We start from the raw sequence: 18599 nt of genomic DNA on the forward strand, positions 1-18599 counted from the left end.
ATGTTGCTTAGCGCCATTGCCTACAACCTCAAAAAGCTGCTCAAGCACTTGCCCAAACGAGTGGTGAGCCTGGCCCTGGCCCTGCAGCCAGCTTCACCGTGCCTGCTTGAGTGCGGGCGAAAGAATATGCATCTATACTTTGGCTACTCACTTCAGTAGCTAGCCGAGTTCTGCAACAGACACCTGCGTTTATTTAAACGTTACAGGTACTAGAATCGCATTCCTCTTTATTCTTCACTTATTCTTGAGGGCGATCCCCAAAAAGCAGAATATCACTTCCTACTTAGCATAAATTCGACTTGTTAAACGGTGCTACATCTGACATTAACACTTCCCTTTATCTTAAAGCACACTAGTAGCCCCATTAACGGTGTAGCCCTTAGCAGGAGTTAGCAAAGGAGGGTAAGGCAACCGTGACGGGCAACAGGTGGACGTGGTAGCGGCTCGTACCCAGGTGCGAGCAGGCAGTGAAGTCGTTAGTTGTTGAGTTGGGCGGCTAGGTCTACGTTCAGAGTGCGGCCTTCGGCCGAGGCCTGCGTGATGCGGTCGAGCAGGCGGTGCAGGTGCAAGCCGTTCTCGAACGTGGGCGCGTAGTGCGTGTCGTGGCGCAGGTCGTTGAGGACCGCCTGGTAGGCCTCATAGAGGCCGCGCACGGGTTGGGCCGGCTCCTCGGTCCCTACCAGTTCGACCGGAATCGGCAGCGGGCGCAGCGCCTCGCCACTCGGCGCATACTGCAGGCTTACGGGGGCGAGCTGGTAATGGCCCGAGTCGCCCGAGAGGACGATGTCGCCCTTCGTGCCGTTGATTTCCCAATGGAAATTGAGGCCCGCCGTGGTGCCACTGCGGTAGTGAAGAGAAGCGACGGCCCCCTGCGCTAGCACCCCCGTGACGACTACCTGGTCATCGGTGAGCTGCGGCAAGCTGATGTTTTCCGGCTGCAGCGTTACCTGCGTGCGGCGGCGGGCCAGCGTGGCACTCAGGTGCTGAAAATCGCCCACGACCCGCGCAAAGGCCGCCAGCAAATGCCCTACGGGAATCGTGAGCAGGGTCGCGCCATTGGCCGGGTCCAGCAGGTACTGCCCGGCCTGGTTGACGGTAGCCCCCCAGCTCATGCCCGAGCCGAGCACGGAAGTAGAGAGCACCTCCCCGATAAGCCCTTCGGCCAGCACCTGCTGGAGGTAGCGAGTTTCGGGCCGCGCGACGGCCTGCAAGCCCACAAACGTGCGAATGCCTTTTGCCTGCGCCAGGGCCGTGAGTTCTTCGGCTTCCGGCGTGCCGTTGCCCAGGGGCCATTCGCAGTACACCATCTTGCCCGCCGTCAGGGCGGCCGTCACCAACTGGCGATGGGTGGGCACTTTCACCGACACAACCACCAGGTCTACCTCGGGGCAATTGGCTAGGTCGTGCGCGTTGTCGAAGGCATAGGCCGCCCCAAACGCGTCGGCCGCTGCCTGGGCCGATGCCTGGTTGGACGTGCTGACCGCGACGAGTTTAAAGTCAGGTATCAGCCGTAGCGCGGGAATGTGAGCCACCGCGGCCCAGCTTGTTTTGCTGGCGCCAATGATGCCGACGCCGATTGGTTTTTTGGTCATGGATGGTAACTGGAAGCGGAGAGTGGAGGGAAGGGGTACCTAGACGATGGTTTCCGGTACCATGCGGGTCTGCGCCATGTGCTAGAAGTGCTCGGCCATGATGGCGGACGTACTGGCCGGGTCGCCCTTATCAACCCCTAGATTAATCGTTAGGAGCTCCGCGTAAACGCCTTCCGGCTGCAAGGACTGGTGCAGCTGGAAGGCCAGGCGCAGCCCGGCCTTGCCAATGGAGAGCGACCCAAAGGCGGGGCTCGGGTGCGTGCCCAGCCCCCCGCCGGTCAGCAGCACGGCCCCGCCGTTTTGTTTGAGCTCGGCCAATACCGTCTGCACGCTGCTTAGCGCCCCCACCACGTTGACGCCGAAATCCTGCCCGAGGTCCTCGGCGGATAGGCGCAGGATGTCGCTGGGCTTCTTCACCGCAGCATTGTATAGCAGGACACTGACGCTCCAGAGCTTGGCCGACAAGCGGCGCAAGGCGGCCGACAGTTCGGACGTATTACCGGCGTCGGCCGCTTCAAAGGCCACGGGGATGCCTTGGGCAACTAGTTGCGTGACCAGCGCCTCGCTGTGCTCGGGGTTGCGGCCGATGAGGCCCACGGCGTAGCCTTCCGCGCCGAATCGGTGCGCCACCGCCGCGCTGATGCCGGGGCCGGCTCCGACGGTGAGGATGGTTTTAGCCATAGATGTTAGTAGAATGGGCTGCCGCCGATGGTCTTGTTGGGCAGGGGTGGTAAATCAAAAGCAGGTACACGCTAGCCGTGGCCCCCGGCAGGTAGGGCCAACGCTACGGGGCAGACAGGCGGCTGGGTACTGGCTTTCCGCAACAGCGAGCGGTTACTACCGCAGGATGTTAATGAGGTGGTTGAGCGCTGGGCGCAGGTCTACCAAACTCTCGTCCCGGCTTTGCAGCAGCTGCGCCAACTGCGCGGGAACCTGGCGAGCGGGCTCGTATAGTGCCGCCCCAGCCGGCAGCAGGCGGATAAGCACTGAACGCTCGTCGCGCGGGTCACGGTGGCGGCTGATGAGCTCCCGCTTCTCCAGCAGCTTCAGCAAGGGCGTAAGCGTGCCTGTATCAAGCAGCAGCTGCTGACCGAGGTCCTTGACCGCTATTTCCTTGTGCTCCCACAGCACCAGCATCACCAAGTACTGCGAGTACGTCAGGCCCAACGGGGCCAGCAAGGGCTGATACGCTTTGGTAAAGAGCCGCGACACGGCATACAGCGGGAAGCAGGTTTGCTCTTGCAGCTTCAATCGGGGGTCGAACTCGAAGTCGGTAGCACTGGACATAAGGGACAGGTTAAGGGAATGCGAACATAACGCGACCTGACGGTAAAACATTGCACCAAATTAAATGAGATACAGTGCTTTTACGCCGTACTGGCTAGCTTCCAAGCGGTAGCGTGGTGCCTCATTCCGTGGGCAGGATGCCGTCCAGCATGAAAAAATGTCCACCCAGCCCACTCAACACCTCTTGGCGAAGACTATTACCCTCCGGCTTGCGGTTCCGCAACCAACCACTTGGACCCGTAGCGCGTGTACGGCTCCGGCACGTCAATGCTGGCGCCTAGCTCCTGGGCGGCCGTTCGGGGCCAGAATGGGTCTTTGAGGATTTGGCGACCAATATAGACCAGGTCAGCCTGCCCTTTCTGGAGGATTTCCTCCGCCTGCTGCCCCGTGAGAATGACACCCACGGCGCCCGTGGCGATGCCCACTTCCCGCTTAATCAACTCGGCGGCGGGCACCTGGTAGCCGGGATAAGTCGTTACCTGCACCGGCGCAATGCCGCCCGAGCTGCAATCCACCAGGTCCACGCCATCGGCCTGCATAAGCCGGGCATACGGGATGAAAGAGGCCGGCGTGTTGCCGCCTTCTTGGTAGTCGGTGCTGGAAATCCGAACGAACAGTGGCCCCTCCCAGTGGGTTTTTACCTCCCGGATGACGTCGCTCAGGAAGCGATACCGGTTTTCCGGGCTACCGCCGTATTCATCCTGCCGTTGATTGGACAGGGGCGAGAGGAAGGTATTGACCAGGCCCCCGTGGGCCCCGTGTATTTCCAGGATATCAAAGCCGCTGGTGGTAGCCCGGCGGGCCGCGGCACCGTATTGCGCCACGACTGCCCGCATATCCTCCTGGCTCATTTCTCTCGGCACTGGGCTCTGCTCGCTGAAGGGAATCGGGGAAGGGCCCATCGGTACCGCACCGGGGGCGTTAGTAGACCGGCCAGCGTGCGAAAGCTGAATGCCAGCCTTGGCGCCCAGACTGTGCAGCAGCTCCACCATCGCCGTCAGGCCCGGCACGTGCGTATCCGCCCAAATGCCGAGGTTACGCTCGCCCACCTGGCTGTCTTGGGCGATGGAAGCTGCCTCCAGAAATACCAGCCCCACTTGGCCTAGTGCCCGAGCCCCGTAATGGACTCTCTGCCATTCCGTAATGTTGCCGTCTTCATCGGCGCTGTGCGTGAACATGGGGGACATGACCACGCGGTTCTTCAACTCCACGTTTTTGATTTTGAACGGGGAAAAAAGCAGAGTATTCATATACTAGGTAGTGAGTTACGGTTAAGTGAGACTGACGGAATACCGGGGTCTTTCTGCTGCATTGGGTGTATACAGGCATATTTGCCCCGGCAGTCCCTTCCGCCCGGGCCAGGGTCACTCCTGGCCCGGGCGGAAGGGACTGCCAGGGCAAACGAGACTTCCTAGGTAGTGTAGCCCGCCGTGCTGCCGCTGCCTACCGGCAGCACGGCTAGTTCTGGCAGGCTTAGCGTACGGTCAGCCGCCGCCACAGGCTGCTTCCGGTAAAATGAGGCGCTTGGTGCGCCGAATCGGCTAAATATTGCCGTAGATACTCGACTCGCCGCCATCGACGGCAATGGTCTGGCCGTTGACGTAAGAGGCTTCGTCGCTAAGCAGGAAGCAGACGACCTTGGCTACTTCCTCGGGCAAGCCCAGGCGTTTGGTGGGGTTGTTCCGGGTAAAGTCCGCTTGCGCCTTTTCGGGGTCGGCCGGATTAAGTTGTTTGAACCCCTCCGACGTCAGGTGCGTCAGGATGGCGCCGGGCGCCACGGCGTTGGTCATGATGCCATAGCGTCCATACTCCAGCGCGGTGCTTTTCGTCATGCCCACTACGGCGTGCTTGCTGGCCACGTACGGTGTATAGTTGACTACCGCACGCAGGCCGGCCACCGAAGCCACGTTCACAATGCGGCCGTACTGCTGCTGCTGCATGACGGGCAGCACATGGCGCAGCCCGTAATACACCCCCATCAGGTTAATGTCGATAATCTTCTTGAAAATGGCCAGGTCGTAATCCACGACGCTCGCCTGCGTGCCATCAATACCGGCATTATTGTAAAAGCCGTCGATGCGCCCAAAGGCCTTTACCGTTTCGTCAACGTAGTGCTGAACGGCCGCTTCCTCCGACACATCCGCCATGACTGTTAGCAGCCGTATCGCGGGGAATTGAGTGGCAATTTCCTGCTCGGCTTTGGTCAGGCTTTCCTGGTTGTAATCAACCAGTACAAGATTAGCCCCCTTCGTGGCCAGCTCCTTGGCAGTGGCCAGCCCCAGGCCCATCGCGGCCCCGGTAATGATGATGGTTTTTCCCTGAAAGTTACTCATGATGAATTAGGTTGGCTAGGGTGACTGCTGCGAATGACCACCTTGGCACAAGCCAAGGCCTATGTGCCTGATTAGTAAGCGGCAGGCAACCGCCAGCGCGTGACCTAGGCGGCGACGGTGACGTCTTCGGTGGTGATGGTGAGCTTCACGTCTACGTTGCCGCGGATAGCCCGCGAGTAGGGACACATATGGTGCGCCTTGTTCACCACGTCTTCGGCTTGCTCCTGGGTGATGCCCGGCAGGTTGACGTGCAGGGCCACGCCCAGCGTGGGCAGCTGCTCCTCGTTCATAAACATGTCCACGGCGGCGTCCACTGAAATCTCACCCACGGCGGCTTTGGCTTGCTTGGCCATGCCGATTACGGCGTTGCCGAAGCAGGCCGCGTAGCCGGCGGCAAAGAGCTGTTCGGGGTTGGTGGCGCCTGCGCGGGCCCGGCCGCCCAGGGCGCGGGGCATCGTCAGCTCCAGGCTAAGGACATTGTCGTTGGTTTCGATGCGGCCGTCGCGGCCCCCGATGGATTTGGCTTGGGCGTGGGCTAAGGGAGTGGTTGCCATGATATTGAAAAATGGGGTGAAAAAAGTAAGACGTAAGGCCGGCGTAATCGTCCAGCCAGGGAAACAATACTAGCCCGGTCGCTACCGACCCGGCGGCGGTCGGGCCTACGCTAGGCGGCGGATGAGCTGTTTCAACTCTTGCCGCAGGCCCGCTAGACCAGCAGGCGACTTCGCATACTGCTGGTCCGATTGGGCCGGAATGTGGCGGGCTCGCTCGTGCAGGGCCACGCCAGCTGGCAGCAGCGTTATCCGCACCGAGCGCTCATCGTGCGGGTCCCGTTGGCGACTGACCAGGCCGCGCTGCGCCAGCCGCTTGAGCAAGGGCGTGAGCGTGCCCGAATCGAGGAGCAGGTGCTGGCCGAGGTCCTTCACGGTTAGTTCGCGGTGCTCCCAGAGCAGCAGCAGCACCAGGTACTGCGGGTAGGTAAGGTCCAGCGGGGTCAGCAAGGGCTGATAGGCCTTGGTGAGGAGCCGCGACAAGGCGTACACCTGAAAACAAGTCTGCTCTTCCAGCTTCAGTTGGGGGTCGAATTCGAAGGAGCCGGCAGTAAGGACACTACTCATGGCTAGAAGAACCTAAAAGAGGAAGGGTACCCAATAAAATTGCACCCAATGTAATATAGCCTGATTTCGGCGGCGGTATTAGAGCTGTGCGGTTAGGTAGTTGGGTAGGCCAATCGTGCGCATCAGGTCTACCTGCTGCTTGAGCCAGGACAGGTGCTCCGTTTCGCCCTCGATGTAATTGACCAACAGGTTCTCTGTGGTCACGTCCGTGTCCAGGGCGTCAAACATCCCCTGCACCTGTAGCAAGCCTGCTTGCTGCTGCTTTCCTGGATGATGCGGCTGGTTTCTTGGTGCGCGCTCATGAGGAAAGTAAAAGGGGGAATCAATGGGTAACGTCCGCGGCCGGGGTACCGGGCCAACCAGTCTCCGCGGTTGCTCGGCGGTGCCGCTGGCGCCAAGCCTGCCAGGCTCCCGTGCTCCACAGCGCCCAGGCAATCAGCACGGGCTGGAAAAAGAGCCGGATAAGCCGGGCGCGGTCAGTGTCGAGGTTGAAGGCGCTAATATGATTGACGTACTGCGAGATATTGCCCGGAAAAATCAGCACGAAGAACGTGGCCAACGCCAGGCCTACGTACACCTTCCGGCTGCTCCACAGGATCATGGCCAGGCCCAGACTGATTTCGGCCAGTCCAGACAGCAGGACAACGAGGTCGCTATCGAGCGGCAGCCAGGTCGGCACCTGCGCCTGAAACTCGGCGCGTTGAAACGTGAGATGGCCACTGCCGGCTTTCAGCATAAAGGCACCCAGCAAGATGCGGAGGACGGTTTGCAGCCGCGTCGTGGGAATGGAGGGAGGTAGCATGAGCGAAAGACAAGTGAAAAAGTAACGGCGCTCGGCTGGCGATACACTTGGGATGGTGGGGGCCCGCGTTGGCCTAGCGAGCGATAAGCTAATGCATTGTCTAAAATTATATTTTATACAATGTATTACGGTATTTTTTTAGCTGCTTATCGGGTGGGCACCCCATAGCAGCTAGTACTTTTTGGCAGCCAGAAAGGAGCGTGAGGCCAGGTGATGCCCCAAAGAGCCAGCCCGGAGGCTGCGCTTCGCAGCGCCCGGCCGGCCGCCGGCATTAGGCCGTAATGGGGGCCGCGTTGGTGGTCACGACAAGGTCTACCTCCATGTTGCCGCGCGTGGCGCGCGAGTAGGGGCAGGTCTGGTGGGCACTGCGCACAATCTCTTCGGCTTGCTCCTGCGTGGCGTGGGGCAGGTTCACGGCCAGCTTGGCCGACAGCGTAGGCAGTTGCTGATCGTCCATAAATAGGTTCACTTGTGCATCAACCGAGATGTTCGCTACGTTCACTTTGGCCTGCCGGGCTACGTGAATCACGGCGTTGCCGAAGCAGGCCGAATAGCCAGCGGCGAAGAGCTGCTCGGGGTTGGTGGCGCCTTCGCGGGCGCGGCCGCCCAGGGCGCGGGGCATGGTCAGTTCCAGGTTGAGCACGTTGTCATTCGATTCGATGTGGCCGTCGCGGCCGTCGATGGATTTGGCTTGGGCTGTGTGCAGGATGGTTGCCATAAGACTAAAAAAGAAGGGGGAAAATGAGAAAAAGCGGCTGTTGTCGCAGCCAACACAGTAGCGTTGCTGTGATGACGACACAAAGGTAATTGCATTTCATAAAATTACATTGTATGAAATATAATTTTATGAAAAAACTTTATAAGAGTCTAGAATACAAACACTGACTTTATGCTGTCATTCCGTCGATGCGGAAAATAGGCTTAGGCTCCATCGTCAACAGCCTGTCGTTGTCGGACATCGTGGCTGTCTACGCGCTCGGCCCCAAAGAACGTTTCGCCGGTGTGGTACACGCCCTCAAGCATGGCCAGGTAGCCTTGCGCGGCGGCATCGGGCAGGGCCTCGGCAAAGTCGCGCCCCACCAGCTGGCGGCCGGCAAAGACCTGCTGGTACACCGGGTTGACGTACTCGAAGCGATGCGAGGGACCGCGCAGCAGCGACACGGCCGCCGGGGTTTGCTCGAAGATTTGGTAAAAGGACTCGCGCACCTGCATCTGGCGCTGGGCCGCGGCGAGCAGGTCGGCTTGCAGGGCCAGGGCCTCCTGGGTGCGCGCCTGCACCCGGGCTTCCAGCTCCTGGTTGAGCTGCTCGACCTGCTGGCGGGCTTCCACCTGGGCCGTCACGTCCACGGCAAAGTTGAGCACCTCCGTCACCTGCCCCTGCGCGTCGCGGATGGGCTCGAAGGTAGTGCGGTAGTAGCGGCGTTGGGGCTCGCCGGTGCCGGCAAAGTCGGCCCAGGCTTCGGCCTCGGCTTGATAGAAAGGCTCGCCCGTTTCGTAGACGTGGTCGAAGAGCTCGTAGAAGCCCTGGCCTTCAATATCGGGGATGACCTCGCGGATGGTGCGGCCTAGGGTGGTGCGGGCCGGAAACAGCCGCTCGTACTCGGCATTCACTAGGTCGTACACGTGCTCCGGGCCGCGCAGCAGGGCAATGTTGGCGGGCATGCGCATGAGTACTTGGTGCAGGCGCTGGCGCTCGGCCTCCGCTTCCGCGCGGGCCGCCTGCGCCTGCTGGTTGAACTGCTCGACCTGCCGACGGGCGAGCACCTGCTCCGTCACGTCGTAGGTGAAGTCCAACAAGCCGTCGATGCGGCCCTGCGCGTCGCGCAACGGGTGGAAAAACAGGTTCAGAAACAGCTGCCGGGGCTGGCCGGTGCCCTCAAAATCCAGCCACACCTCTAGCTCCTGCTGGTAGATGGGTTCGCCGGTCTGGTACACGCGGTCCATCACCGCCAGTACGCCCTGGGTCTCGGTTTCGGGCAGCACCTCACGCAAGGAGCGGCCGGGCAGGGCCTGGGTGGGAAAGTAGCGCCGGTACGCCTCATTGATAAAGGTGTAGACGTGGGTAGGCCCGTGGTAGGTGGCCACCAGGGCGGGCAGGGCCATCAGCACCTCGTAGAACCGGGCGCGCTGCCCTTCAGCCTCGGCGCGGGCCACCTGCTCGGCGGCCTGGCTCGCGCGTAGGGCTTGCTCGACGGCGGAGTGGGGCAGGTCGGCCATGTCGGTGAAGCTGACCACCAGCAACTCCCCGCTGCGCCGGGCCACCAGCCGGAAGTAGGTATGGAGCCCGTCGCCCGCGTAGGGAAAGTCGTAGGGGGCCACTTGGTCCGTCAGATACGCCGTGCGGTGCCAATCAAAAACGCCCAGGGGCACACTGTCGGGGAAATACTCGCAGAAGGTGCGCGGGGGCTCGGCGGGCAAGCCCAGCAGGCGCTGACCGGCCGGGTTGAGGCGCACGAAGCGCAAATCGACTACCTCCCCGCTTGCGTCGAAGAGGGGGGCGTAGAGCACCGCCCCGGTGGGCACCAGGTCGAAAAAAGCCTCTAAGGGATTGTCAGAAAACGCCACAGGCAGCGAGGGGATAGAACAGCGGCGACCACTGACTTACCCAGCAGAACCGCCGATATAGAATTCGGTGAAGCAATGCCTCGAGCGAAGGTAACGAAAAGACGAACCACGGCCCTGGATAAGACGCGGCAAAAGAGGGTGCCTGCTCATCCAACCTGATCGGGACCTAGGCGACGACACGGACGTAACGAGTGGAACAACCCGTTGGATGCTCGCCGCATCTGGTGGGCCACTTGGCGGGCTCTATTCAGGCCTACGACGGCTGGCGTGAGATTGGGCAATGGATGAACACCCGCTCTCTACCTATCCTTGCTGGCCGATGCCGGAGTCGTCGTTATCGCGTGGGTCACTGCCAAAGAATGGCGCACGAATCCAGTGATTGAGCGTATGGTGCAAGAATCCACTCGCCCGGTGGGGGGGCTCTTTGACGAGGGCTTGCAGGCCTATGCCGGGCTGGTCTGCTCTCCTACTCCGGCTATACAGGTGCCGCCAACATATTTTTACCCAGGTCTACCAGAAGCACGGCTTCACGCCGCCAAGCAGGCGAGTGCTTGGCGCACAGTGGCGTCTCGACTATCGTATGTTGGGCCCGGCTGCCCAAGGGCTACTAGGTAAGCAGCCACAGCTTTATGCCCGCTGAGTGGGCACGGGGTCCCTACGGTGCTCCGGCTACCCCGCCGGCAACCGTGCCGAGCGCTGCGGACCGGGCCGGCGAATCGCCCGCTCACTAGCGGCCCACTCGCGCCTGGCGAAAGGTCTGCTGGGCCGACAACGCTCGCTGAAACAAGGCGTACGTATAGGGCTGCGGCGGCGCGAACAAGCGGGCGTAGTCGTGTTGCTGGTGCTGGTGCAAGCGGTACTCCGACCCGAGCCAGGCCGCTAAGCGCGGGGCATCATAGCCCTGGAGCGGGTGTGACGGGACCTGCTCCGCCGCGGCAGGAGCCCGCGCGGCCAGCAGAGCCCAGCCCCCGGGCTCGAGCATATGGTCCAACAGTTGCCGATATGCGGTTTGCTGGCTCAGGTGCGTGCACTCCTGCAGCAATCCTTGATCGTGCCAGAGCAGGATCGGGTCCAGCCCGGCAATCCGCTTGGGATCGGTCACGTCATCTTCCACCCACAGAATACTGGCGGCCTTCTCCACGCCTAGCAGCCGACGGTGCTGCGCCAAAGCGGTGGCACTCACGTCCGTGGCAATCAGATTGCGGTAGCCCTGGGCCAGTAACTCGCTTAGGAAGGCCGACACGCCGCAGCCCACATCCAGGATGGGGGCGTCGTGGGCCAGTCCGGCTTCAGCCAGCAAAGCGACGGAAATTGGGGCCGGTATTAAGGCGGTAGGCGGGGCTTGCTGGTGGTAGGTGTGCTGCCAGTGGGCAGCGAGCGAACGAACAGACATGGGCTAGGAGAAGAAAGCACGGGGTAGACGCAGCCGTGGGGGATATGACCTACAACCCGCTCAAGTGGCTCCCACGCTCTACGCGGCCGTAGCGGTGGAGTTGCCGTTCCCGCGCCACGGCATTTCCCCGACCGGCGTATCCCGATCAGCTCGCTACGCAGGCCGCATACCCGCCTTTACACCCGGTGGCCGGCAACTTGCTGCCGGTAAATAGTAGCCAAGTAACCATCACCGGGAGTTGGTCGCGTTGTTGGAGCAGAGTAGGGGAACCCGCAAGTGGTTGGGCACTGCAGCATAGGCGAATCTCTATATTATCTCCGTATTTTCTATTAGGTAGTCGCGTGGATGAGGTAATCGGGTAAATCTGAACAGAACGTTTTCTAGTCACTTTCATCACCCAGCCAAACGGCCCCGAAAACACTGTTTTTCAGGGCCGTTTTTCGTACCGTTTTTTGGACACAGGTTTCACGTGCTCTTTGAGCTACTTTACAGCAACGGAACTTTCAGACATAAGAATACAATGGTTTATTCATGGCTAGCGCCTTGGGCTGCCTTACCGGAAGGTTCGGCAAAGACTTTTCACCAGCAACTCCAGCAAGAACTAACGCCTCTGCATCCGCTGTATGGGATTCCGGCCTTACCAATCGGTAAAAACGGTGGTACAGATGATGTGCTCTACCAATTACCTGACCAGCGTTTTGCCGTCGTTCACTTAGTCTGGACTCGCCGAGGCGACAGTGAATATCCACAAACTAATTTCTTCGACAATTGGACGGCCTTTGTCACGCAACGGATGGAGCTAGATAATGTGGGGTATGAATCGTAATACTTTGGTACAGTGCCTTCAATCACATTTTTGAAATTAATGCAACGTCATCTCGGAAAGTCCTGCTTAACGTAATCGGAGTGGCTGTTACAAAAGTCGATGCTTGCGTCGCTTGGCTTCAGGAGAAGGCTGCTTTGAGCTATTTCACAGCCAGAAAATAGTTACAAGGTGAAGGCCTTTTACCACTTGCCAGACTTTTGCAACAGTCACCGGACTTCTCGGACAGTTGTATCTCATCCGTAAGAGAAGTAAACAGTCGTGCTACCATGCTCTTTGGCATAGTCGAGAAAGCATTTGAAATTACGCAAGTCTTGTCCAAGGTTATTGTCAATGTAGCCGTCGCCGGTATTGTGTACAAAGTCTCTAAAATAGGCATGACGTGCCCATTGAGATGACAACAGATCGGCTAGGTCAGGCAGGAGAGAAAGCTGATGAATAAGCGCCTGCACGGTCACTCGAACGGTTTCCAAATTCCCTTCCAAATTCTGCCTACGCGTTTCCATTTCGTGTAGAATTGCGTAACGCTCTTCCTCATTAGCCGCTATGGCTAACCGACACCCTAGCTCTGTTTCCTCAGGGTAGGTTTCCATGGCATATAGCGGAGAAATATCCACTTGAGTCAGACGTCCGATTTGCTCTAATTCAGGTTCTTCGTGGGCTTCTACCGTGTGTTGGCGAAGCATGAAGTTGCAGAACGCTCGGCTCAGACTGTGGTCGTAGAAGTAATCATAGTCCTCCTGATAAAGGTCTTCTTGGTTAGTTGTCAATAAGCCAACATCTAATCCCATTGTGCGCTTATTACTCGTTAAAAATAGGCGAGGTATTGGATTAGTAAAAATAGAACTTTCGCTAACCAATTCTATCAATCACTATGTCTGGCTTTCACGGAAAAGTTGCTTAACACGAACTGTGTTAAAAGTCAAGGGTTGAGGGCGAGTTTTGACGAAAAATCAGCTTGATAGGGCACGCCGGATTTGACGATGGCGAATGCCTGCTTGAGCAGCTTGTTGCAGACGGCAATCAGGGCCAGCTGCTTGTTCTTGCCTTTCGCCACGAGCCGGTCAAAGAGCGCTTGGCAGGCGCTGTTCTTTTTCTTGGCCGAGAAGCTACACATAAAGAGTTTACCGCGGATTAAGCCCCCACCCATCTTGGTGATGCGCACTTTGCCCCGGATGCTGGTGCCCGAGGAGTGCTCACGAGGCGACAAACCGGCCATGGCAATCAACTGGCGGTAGTTATCCAAGCGACGGAAGCCACCGGCAAATAAGAGCAGCATACCGGCCGTCTTACGGCCGATACCCGGAATCGAGCACAACAGGGTCATCTCGGCGGCAAAGCGTTGTTCGAGTAACGTCAGCAATTCCGTTTCTACGGCCTGTAACTGCCCCGTAAGCACTTTCAAGGTGTGTTGCAGTCGTTTCAGCGCCAGCTTGCTAATAACGGGCTGCTGTTCGAGAGCCTCTAGTGAGTTGCTAACCATGATTTTCTGCTTGAGTAGTTGTTCACTGACTTGTTCTAACTGCCGGCACTCCACCAAAACGGTTTCCTCCAGCTGCCAGATGCTGAGTGTTTGTTGTTGCCCGTAACGCAGCAACCACTGCGCATCCTTGCGGTCACTCTTGCCTTTGCTCAGATGCATCTGAATGAAGCGTTTGATGACGAGCGGGTTGAGCACGGCCACCTGTCCCCCGTGTTCGTACAGGTAATAGGCTAGGGCCAGGTAGTAGCTGCCGGTGACTTCCAAGACGAACCGACAATGTGCGCCACAAGTCTTGACCAGTTGTTGAAAGCCGGCTTTGCTGTTGCTGACTTCCAGGTGCTGGACTTGCTCCTGCTGCAGGTAGCACACAGCCAGCGTGGCTTTGCTCACATCGATACCAACGACTGGGTGGGGCAGTGGGGAATGCATACCAGGCAAGATTAGCAGTGAAAAGAAACCGAAAAGGACTTCTAGGGAGTTTTTTATTATCCTAACACAGGCTCTGCGGCCTCACGGAACTGTCCAAAATGGCCCTAGAAAAAGGAGGGGATTGTCATGTTAAACGAGCTCATCGGCTCCATAAAATCCGAATCTTACTCCTCCCTTTTCCTTCTCAATAGTCGGTTTTACGACTGGTAGGCGAACATAGGATAACATTGCTCCTCAGACTGATCTCGGAAAAGTGGTGGCTTTAGCCAACTGGCTGAAGCGCGTTTGATGTAGCACGTTTCAAGTATAAGAGATACCCGCCTAGCGCTTGCTTTACAAGCGAAAAATAGGGCACCTTGAAAAGCTGCGCAGAAGACACTATCTAGTGACGCGCTGAGCGACTATCCTTGCCCCGGTAGCTGGCGCGCCTGCGCATTGCTTCCGAGCTCATGGTCGCTTTCTTTCCGTACTCCTTTCCCCTATCGCCCTGTGAAAATGTCGGTCTTTTCCTCCTACTATCAGCCGTTCGGGAGGTGGCTGTTCCTGTTGCTGCTGCTTGGCCAAGCGCCTGAGCTGGCCGCCCAGGAGTTGGACAAGCCCCCATTGCTACAAGGCGTGGGCCCGGTGCCCCTGCCGGTCAAACCGGAGGTGCTCAGCACCACGCTTACCCTCACCAAGCAGCCGGAAATCATCCTCACCGCGCCGGTCGAAACGCCCCTGCCAGATCAATCTTTTCAGACCATCGCGGTCGTGACCAGCCGCCTGGGCAAGGGCAAGCTCGTGGTGTTCAGCGCCGCGGCCTATTTTCGCCCGCCCCTAGTGCAGGATACGGCCGTGCAGCACCTGCTCCGCAACTGCCTCAAATGGGGCAGCGGCACGCGCCCAACGCGCGTGCAGGTGTGGGGCGGCGATGGTGCGCTACGCCGTTTTCTGACCCGGCAAGCCGGCGTCCAACTGGTCGGCACCGCCACCGCCCTCGACGCAACGGCCAACGTGCTGCTGCTGAATCAGGCGGTAGCCGATACGCGGCTGCTACGCTCGCTAGAGCACTTTGTCCGGCGTGGGGGGACCCTGTTTTGCGGCTTCCCGCTTCCCAGTACCCCCAACGCGCCGGGGCAACTCAACCCGCTGCTGGTCAAAGCGGGGCTTTGGCAAAGCACCTACTCCACCCTGCAGTACCCAACAGTTCACTTCCTGAGCGCGAGCCCTGCCCCCGCGCACCTGGGCATGCGCAATATCCTGCACAGCCTGCGCACGCACCACTACCCCACCGTGGGACCGTGGCAGGGAGGTGATCTGTTTGCTTATACGCTGGAAATGGCCGTCGCACAGTTGGCGCCCACCTCGCCGGTGGTGCAGCAGCTGCGCAACACGGTGTACTACCACCCCGACTCGCTGCTGGTTCCCACGCCGGAACGCCCCCTCGAGCAAGGCAACGGCCCCCGCTACCTGGCCTACCACGTGCAGCACCGCCTCCTGGACCAGGAGCTACGCGCCCACCCCAACCCCACGTACCAGGCCCCCGCGGCCGCTACCTTTCCCGGGGCCGTACCCACCCAGGCCCCCCGCCTCACCACGGAGCTGGCGCTGCCGGTGAAAGTGGGCCCGCAGGGACTACTGGAGCCCGCGCCCGTCTACCGCCAGCCGCACAGTACGGGCCTGTACGTGCCGGCCGGAGAAATAGTGCGTATTTCCTTATCGGCGACGGATGCGAGCCGGCACCTGCAGGCCCAGATCGGGGTGCACGAGGACGACGCCAGCCAGCTGCCCACCCTCACCCGGGAGGCCTTTGACCTGACGCACCGCTTCGAACTGCGGCACGGCTACACGGAGATTTATTCGCCCTACGGCGGGCTGCTGCTGCTCAATGTGCCCGATACCAGCACGCTGCACGTGGTGCGCCTGCGCGTGCAAGGCGCCGTGCAGGCCCCACGCTTTGAACGCGGCAAAACCAGCTTGGCCGAGTGGCAGCAGACCATCCGCCACTACCCGGCGCCTTGGGCCGAGTTGGCCAGCGAGAACATCAGCCTGACCGTGCCGGCGGCGCGCATCCGCGCGCTCGACGACCCCGAGCAACTGCTGGCCTTCTGGGATGCCGTGCTGGCCACCGAAGCCCAGCTCGCCGCCCTGCCCTTGCCCCGCCGCCACCCCGAGCGTGTGATCGTCGATCAAGTCGTGGCGAGCGGCGCCTACATGTTTACCGACGCGAAAAAAATCGTGGTGCCCAACGACACGTATGGCTGTGCGCAGATGTTGGACGTGCATTACCTGCAGCAGAAGGGCTCCTGGGGGCACTTCCACGAGCTCGGGCACCGGCACCAGTTTCATGGCATCGACTTCAGCGGGCTGCGGGAAGTCAGCGTCAACCTGTACACCCTCTACGTGTTTGATAAGCTGTTGCACAAGGGCCTGTATCAGGAGTTCGGCCCGCAAAGCCGGCAGCAGGTAGCCGACGACGTCACGCGTTACCTCGACGAGTCGCCTTCGTTCGAGAAGTGGCAGTCTGATCCGTCGCTGGCCTTGTGCATGTACATCCAATTGATCAGCTCCTTTGGCTGGGAGCCGATTGAGCAGGTATACCGGCAATACCGGCAACTGCCGCGTAGCCAGTACCCCACGACCGAAGCGGCCAAGCGCGACTACTGGTTTTCGGCTATCTGCGCGGCGACCCACCGTAACCTCGGCCCTTTTTTCGCGCTCTGGCGCGTGCCCGTCAGCCCGGAAGCGGAAAAAGCGGCCGCCGGCTACCCTGGGTGGCTGCCCCCCGAAATGCAACCGAAATAGGAGCCACAAGATATGGTCAAACCTCTCGCTTCGGGATAGCCGTTGTCTGAACAATGGTAGATAGTGTACACGACGAACAGTGGTAGCCTGCAACCTAGTTATAATATGTAATGAACGCAGGGTGGTCAGGTGTTATCAGGCATTAAAAAGAAGCGCAACACCTGACCACCCTGCGTTTACTACATGTTATGGTCTCTAAAAGATGAAAGGTTTTTACGGATTGATAAAGCAGCTCCGCTATACCTTGCTTAAACTACCGCTCCGCTGAGCATTATCTTTTATTCTACTGCTACGATGACGTCCCTGTTAACGTGGTTACGTTCTACTAAGACGGGGCAAATAGCCCTCTTCACCCTAGGCCTTTTGTTGACCGTCAGCGGGTATTGGTTTTTCCAAGCCATCGCACTTGTCGTCTATTTTTTTACCAGTGGGTCCGGACAAGGACACCGTAACGAGGGACTGCTGGTGGGAGCCGGGTTCTCAGCCTTACATGTGGGACTGCTGAGCTGGCTGGCTTGGCGGCGGGTGCTCTATCCGACTTGGTGGGTCTGGGTTATAAACGTCACAGTAGCGATCAGCTTATTTACTGGCTACGTATTCCTGCCCTGGTATGGTGCTGACCCCGATTCGAGCTATCAGCGCTACAGCTTTGTGCGAGAGGACCATCATTACGAAATCACGCTGGAGCACCCTGGTCACTGGTTTAATTTGGCGGATATCACCAATGTAAAAAACGGCTCAACAACTTCGCTGCTGATGGGCGATTACTGGGTGCGCCACGATACCATCTTCTTCCGAGAGTGGGTTGGACCCAGGCAAGGCTTCCTCTATCACGACACGTTAGTGGGCTTTAAAAGCAGTGCCCAGCCAATTCCGCTCACACGTGAAAGGGCCATTACGACTTGGACTCTATGGCAGCAATTCTCTAGCTACTCCAGTAAAGTACTATAATTTGAGGCCAGGGACGGAAGGGTAAATATCACTACTATTTCGAGGCTCGCCCGAGAAGTGGTTTTTATGTCAATAGACTATAAATCAGTATATAGATAGTGGCACAACATGTCTTTTATAACTGCTTTTTGTGCTGGGAACAGTAGTATCTCGGATCACAACCCGTCACTTCACAGCCCGCTAAATACACCTTCTTCTGTCTAGCCTTCGCTAAGAGCTGTTTGGAGGGAGGCCCGTATTTAATGGGGATGAGTTGATCCGTATACCCACCCACACAGATCGGCCGTTGCCCGCTCGAATACTGATACGGACAAGGCTCCGGAAAAAGAATACTCAAGTCGTCCAAGGTGCTGGGAGCAACGGTGAGGTCGAGCCATTTACTACGGTAGCCAACGTGTTGCACCTCGAGTTGGTAGCGACCAACCGGGATGTCTGACAAGTGAAATCGACCGGAACTGTCCGTGTGTACGCCGCTGACAATAGTGCTATCCTGTCGAAAGAGCAATATAACGCCAGCAAAGCCTTGCTGGGTATGGCTATTCACAACCTGCCCGACTACTTGACCTTACCCTTGTGCGAATAAAGGCCAAGTAAGCCCAACAAGCAGTAGAAACCGTTTCATGAAAGAAGTGAAGGAAGCCACTCGGAAGGTACTGCGCATAAAGCCAAATTCCCTCCTGCACGCAGTAGCGGAAAGATAGTTATCTTTTAAAATAGGCTTTTGGGTAGACAAAAACAGACATAGCACCTCCGGCCGCCTCGTCTTAGTTCTGAAAAAAGCTATTAAACAACGACTTCTCGGACTAACCTAGACCAACAAAATCGGGGCTGGTACTACTTCGGCTAGCCGCTTCAGAACGACCTCCTCAATTAGCTTTTCAGGGTTGATAGGTTACCATCTTGCCCTGTTCATCCCCTCGCTAGGAGTTCACGAAACCCATGCCCTCAACGCATTTCGTAAACTAGGAATCGTAGACGGGTTTTTTAAACTCGCCCCGCGCTACAGTGGCCTGCCGGCACCTGACGCTGGCCAGCTGCT

18 protein-coding genes and 1 pseudogene are annotated in these 18599 nt (G+C 58.7%); 4 read left to right on the forward strand and 15 right to left on the reverse strand.

Annotated elements, in window-relative coordinates; translation table 11 throughout:
- Positions 1-476: 476 nt before the first annotated feature.
- The 12 genes from KYK14_RS12650 to KYK14_RS12705 all read right to left on the reverse strand — a co-directional run bounded on the left by KYK14_RS12650 (position 477) and on the right by KYK14_RS12705 (position 11090).
- Positions 477-1592: a Gfo/Idh/MocA family protein gene (locus KYK14_RS12650; RefSeq protein ID WP_219159246.1), complete on the reverse strand. Its 1116-nt coding sequence runs from the start codon at positions 1590-1592 to the stop codon at positions 477-479.
- Positions 1593-1673: 81 nt separating this feature from the next.
- Positions 1674-2273, reverse strand: a complete 600-nt coding sequence (locus KYK14_RS12655) for an SDR family NAD(P)-dependent oxidoreductase (protein WP_219159248.1) — start codon at positions 2271-2273, stop codon at positions 1674-1676.
- A 156-nt stretch (positions 2274-2429) separates the two neighbouring features.
- Positions 2430-2879, reverse strand: a complete 450-nt coding sequence (locus KYK14_RS12660; protein WP_219159250.1) for a MarR family winged helix-turn-helix transcriptional regulator — start codon at positions 2877-2879, stop codon at positions 2430-2432.
- Positions 2880-3076: 197 nt separating this feature from the next.
- Positions 3077-4129, reverse strand: coding sequence for an NADPH dehydrogenase NamA (namA, locus tag KYK14_RS12665; protein WP_219159252.1), 1053 nt, complete (start codon positions 4127-4129; stop codon positions 3077-3079).
- A 291-nt stretch (positions 4130-4420) separates the two neighbouring features.
- Complete coding sequence (locus KYK14_RS12670; protein ID WP_219159254.1) at positions 4421-5212, reverse strand: glucose 1-dehydrogenase; 792 nt, start codon at positions 5210-5212, stop codon at positions 4421-4423.
- A gap of 104 nt (positions 5213-5316) precedes the next feature.
- Positions 5317-5766 carry an Ohr family peroxiredoxin gene (locus KYK14_RS12675; RefSeq protein WP_219159256.1) on the reverse strand — a complete coding sequence of 150 codons (450 nt, stop codon included), beginning with the start codon at positions 5764-5766 and terminating at the stop codon, positions 5317-5319.
- Between the two features lie 105 nt (positions 5767-5871).
- A complete protein-coding gene (locus KYK14_RS12680; protein ID WP_219159258.1) occupies positions 5872-6330 on the reverse strand; it encodes a MarR family winged helix-turn-helix transcriptional regulator in 459 nt (152 codons plus the stop codon).
- Between the two features lie 78 nt (positions 6331-6408).
- Positions 6409-6558: a ferritin family protein gene (locus tag KYK14_RS12685; RefSeq protein WP_219159260.1), complete on the reverse strand. Its 150-nt coding sequence runs from the start codon at positions 6556-6558 to the stop codon at positions 6409-6411.
- A 94-nt stretch (positions 6559-6652) separates the two neighbouring features.
- Positions 6653-7132, reverse strand: coding sequence for a DoxX family protein (locus KYK14_RS12690; protein WP_219159261.1), 480 nt, complete (start codon positions 7130-7132; stop codon positions 6653-6655).
- Positions 7133-7403: 271 nt separating this feature from the next.
- Positions 7404-7850, reverse strand: a complete 447-nt coding sequence (locus KYK14_RS12695) for an organic hydroperoxide resistance protein (RefSeq protein ID WP_219159262.1) — start codon at positions 7848-7850, stop codon at positions 7404-7406.
- A 203-nt stretch (positions 7851-8053) separates the two neighbouring features.
- Positions 8054-9697 carry a PAS domain-containing protein gene (locus KYK14_RS12700; RefSeq protein ID WP_219159264.1) on the reverse strand — a complete coding sequence of 548 codons (1644 nt, stop codon included), beginning with the start codon at positions 9695-9697 and terminating at the stop codon, positions 8054-8056.
- A 727-nt stretch (positions 9698-10424) separates the two neighbouring features.
- Entirely contained in the window at positions 10425-11090 is a 666-nt protein-coding gene (locus tag KYK14_RS12705) for a class I SAM-dependent methyltransferase (RefSeq protein WP_219159266.1), read from the reverse strand.
- A 64-nt stretch (positions 11091-11154) separates the two neighbouring features.
- Between KYK14_RS12705 and KYK14_RS12710 the strand changes: the two genes are divergently transcribed.
- Together KYK14_RS12710 and KYK14_RS12715 are read left to right on the forward strand one after the other, a co-directional pair.
- The gene (locus tag KYK14_RS12710) at positions 11155-11304 is read left to right on the forward strand and encodes a hypothetical protein (RefSeq protein WP_219159268.1); all 150 of its coding nucleotides are present in this window, start codon (positions 11155-11157) and stop codon (positions 11302-11304) included.
- Between the two features lie 255 nt (positions 11305-11559).
- On the forward strand, positions 11560-11916 hold the full coding sequence (locus KYK14_RS12715) for a hypothetical protein (protein WP_219159270.1): 357 nt from the start codon (positions 11560-11562) through the stop codon (positions 11914-11916).
- Positions 11917-12149: 233 nt separating this feature from the next.
- On the opposite strand, the gene KYK14_RS12720 is transcribed toward KYK14_RS12715, so the two are convergent.
- Both KYK14_RS12720 and KYK14_RS12725 read right to left on the reverse strand, forming a co-directional pair.
- Positions 12150-12704, reverse strand: a complete 555-nt coding sequence (locus KYK14_RS12720; protein WP_219159272.1) for a hypothetical protein — start codon at positions 12702-12704, stop codon at positions 12150-12152.
- Between the two features lie 131 nt (positions 12705-12835).
- Positions 12836-13825 carry an IS110 family RNA-guided transposase gene (locus tag KYK14_RS12725; protein WP_219159274.1) on the reverse strand — a complete coding sequence of 330 codons (990 nt, stop codon included), beginning with the start codon at positions 13823-13825 and terminating at the stop codon, positions 12836-12838.
- 495 nt (positions 13826-14320) lie between these two features.
- Between KYK14_RS12725 and KYK14_RS12730 the strand changes: the two genes are divergently transcribed.
- The gene (locus KYK14_RS12730) at positions 14321-16609 is read left to right on the forward strand and encodes a M60 family metallopeptidase (protein ID WP_219159276.1); all 2289 of its coding nucleotides are present in this window, start codon (positions 14321-14323) and stop codon (positions 16607-16609) included.
- Between the two features lie 363 nt (positions 16610-16972).
- On the forward strand, positions 16973-17560 hold the full coding sequence (locus KYK14_RS12735; RefSeq protein WP_219159278.1) for a hypothetical protein: 588 nt from the start codon (positions 16973-16975) through the stop codon (positions 17558-17560).
- A gap of 115 nt (positions 17561-17675) precedes the next feature.
- Here KYK14_RS12735 and KYK14_RS22580 read toward each other — a convergent pair.
- Positions 17676-18110: pseudogene (locus KYK14_RS22580) on the reverse strand (carboxypeptidase-like regulatory domain-containing protein); the annotation flags it as partial.
- Positions 18111-18599 lie beyond the last annotated feature (489 nt).

The sequence above is a fragment of the Hymenobacter profundi genome, from assembly GCF_019334315.1.
Taxonomy (GTDB): domain Bacteria; phylum Bacteroidota; class Bacteroidia; order Cytophagales; family Hymenobacteraceae; genus Hymenobacter; species Hymenobacter profundi.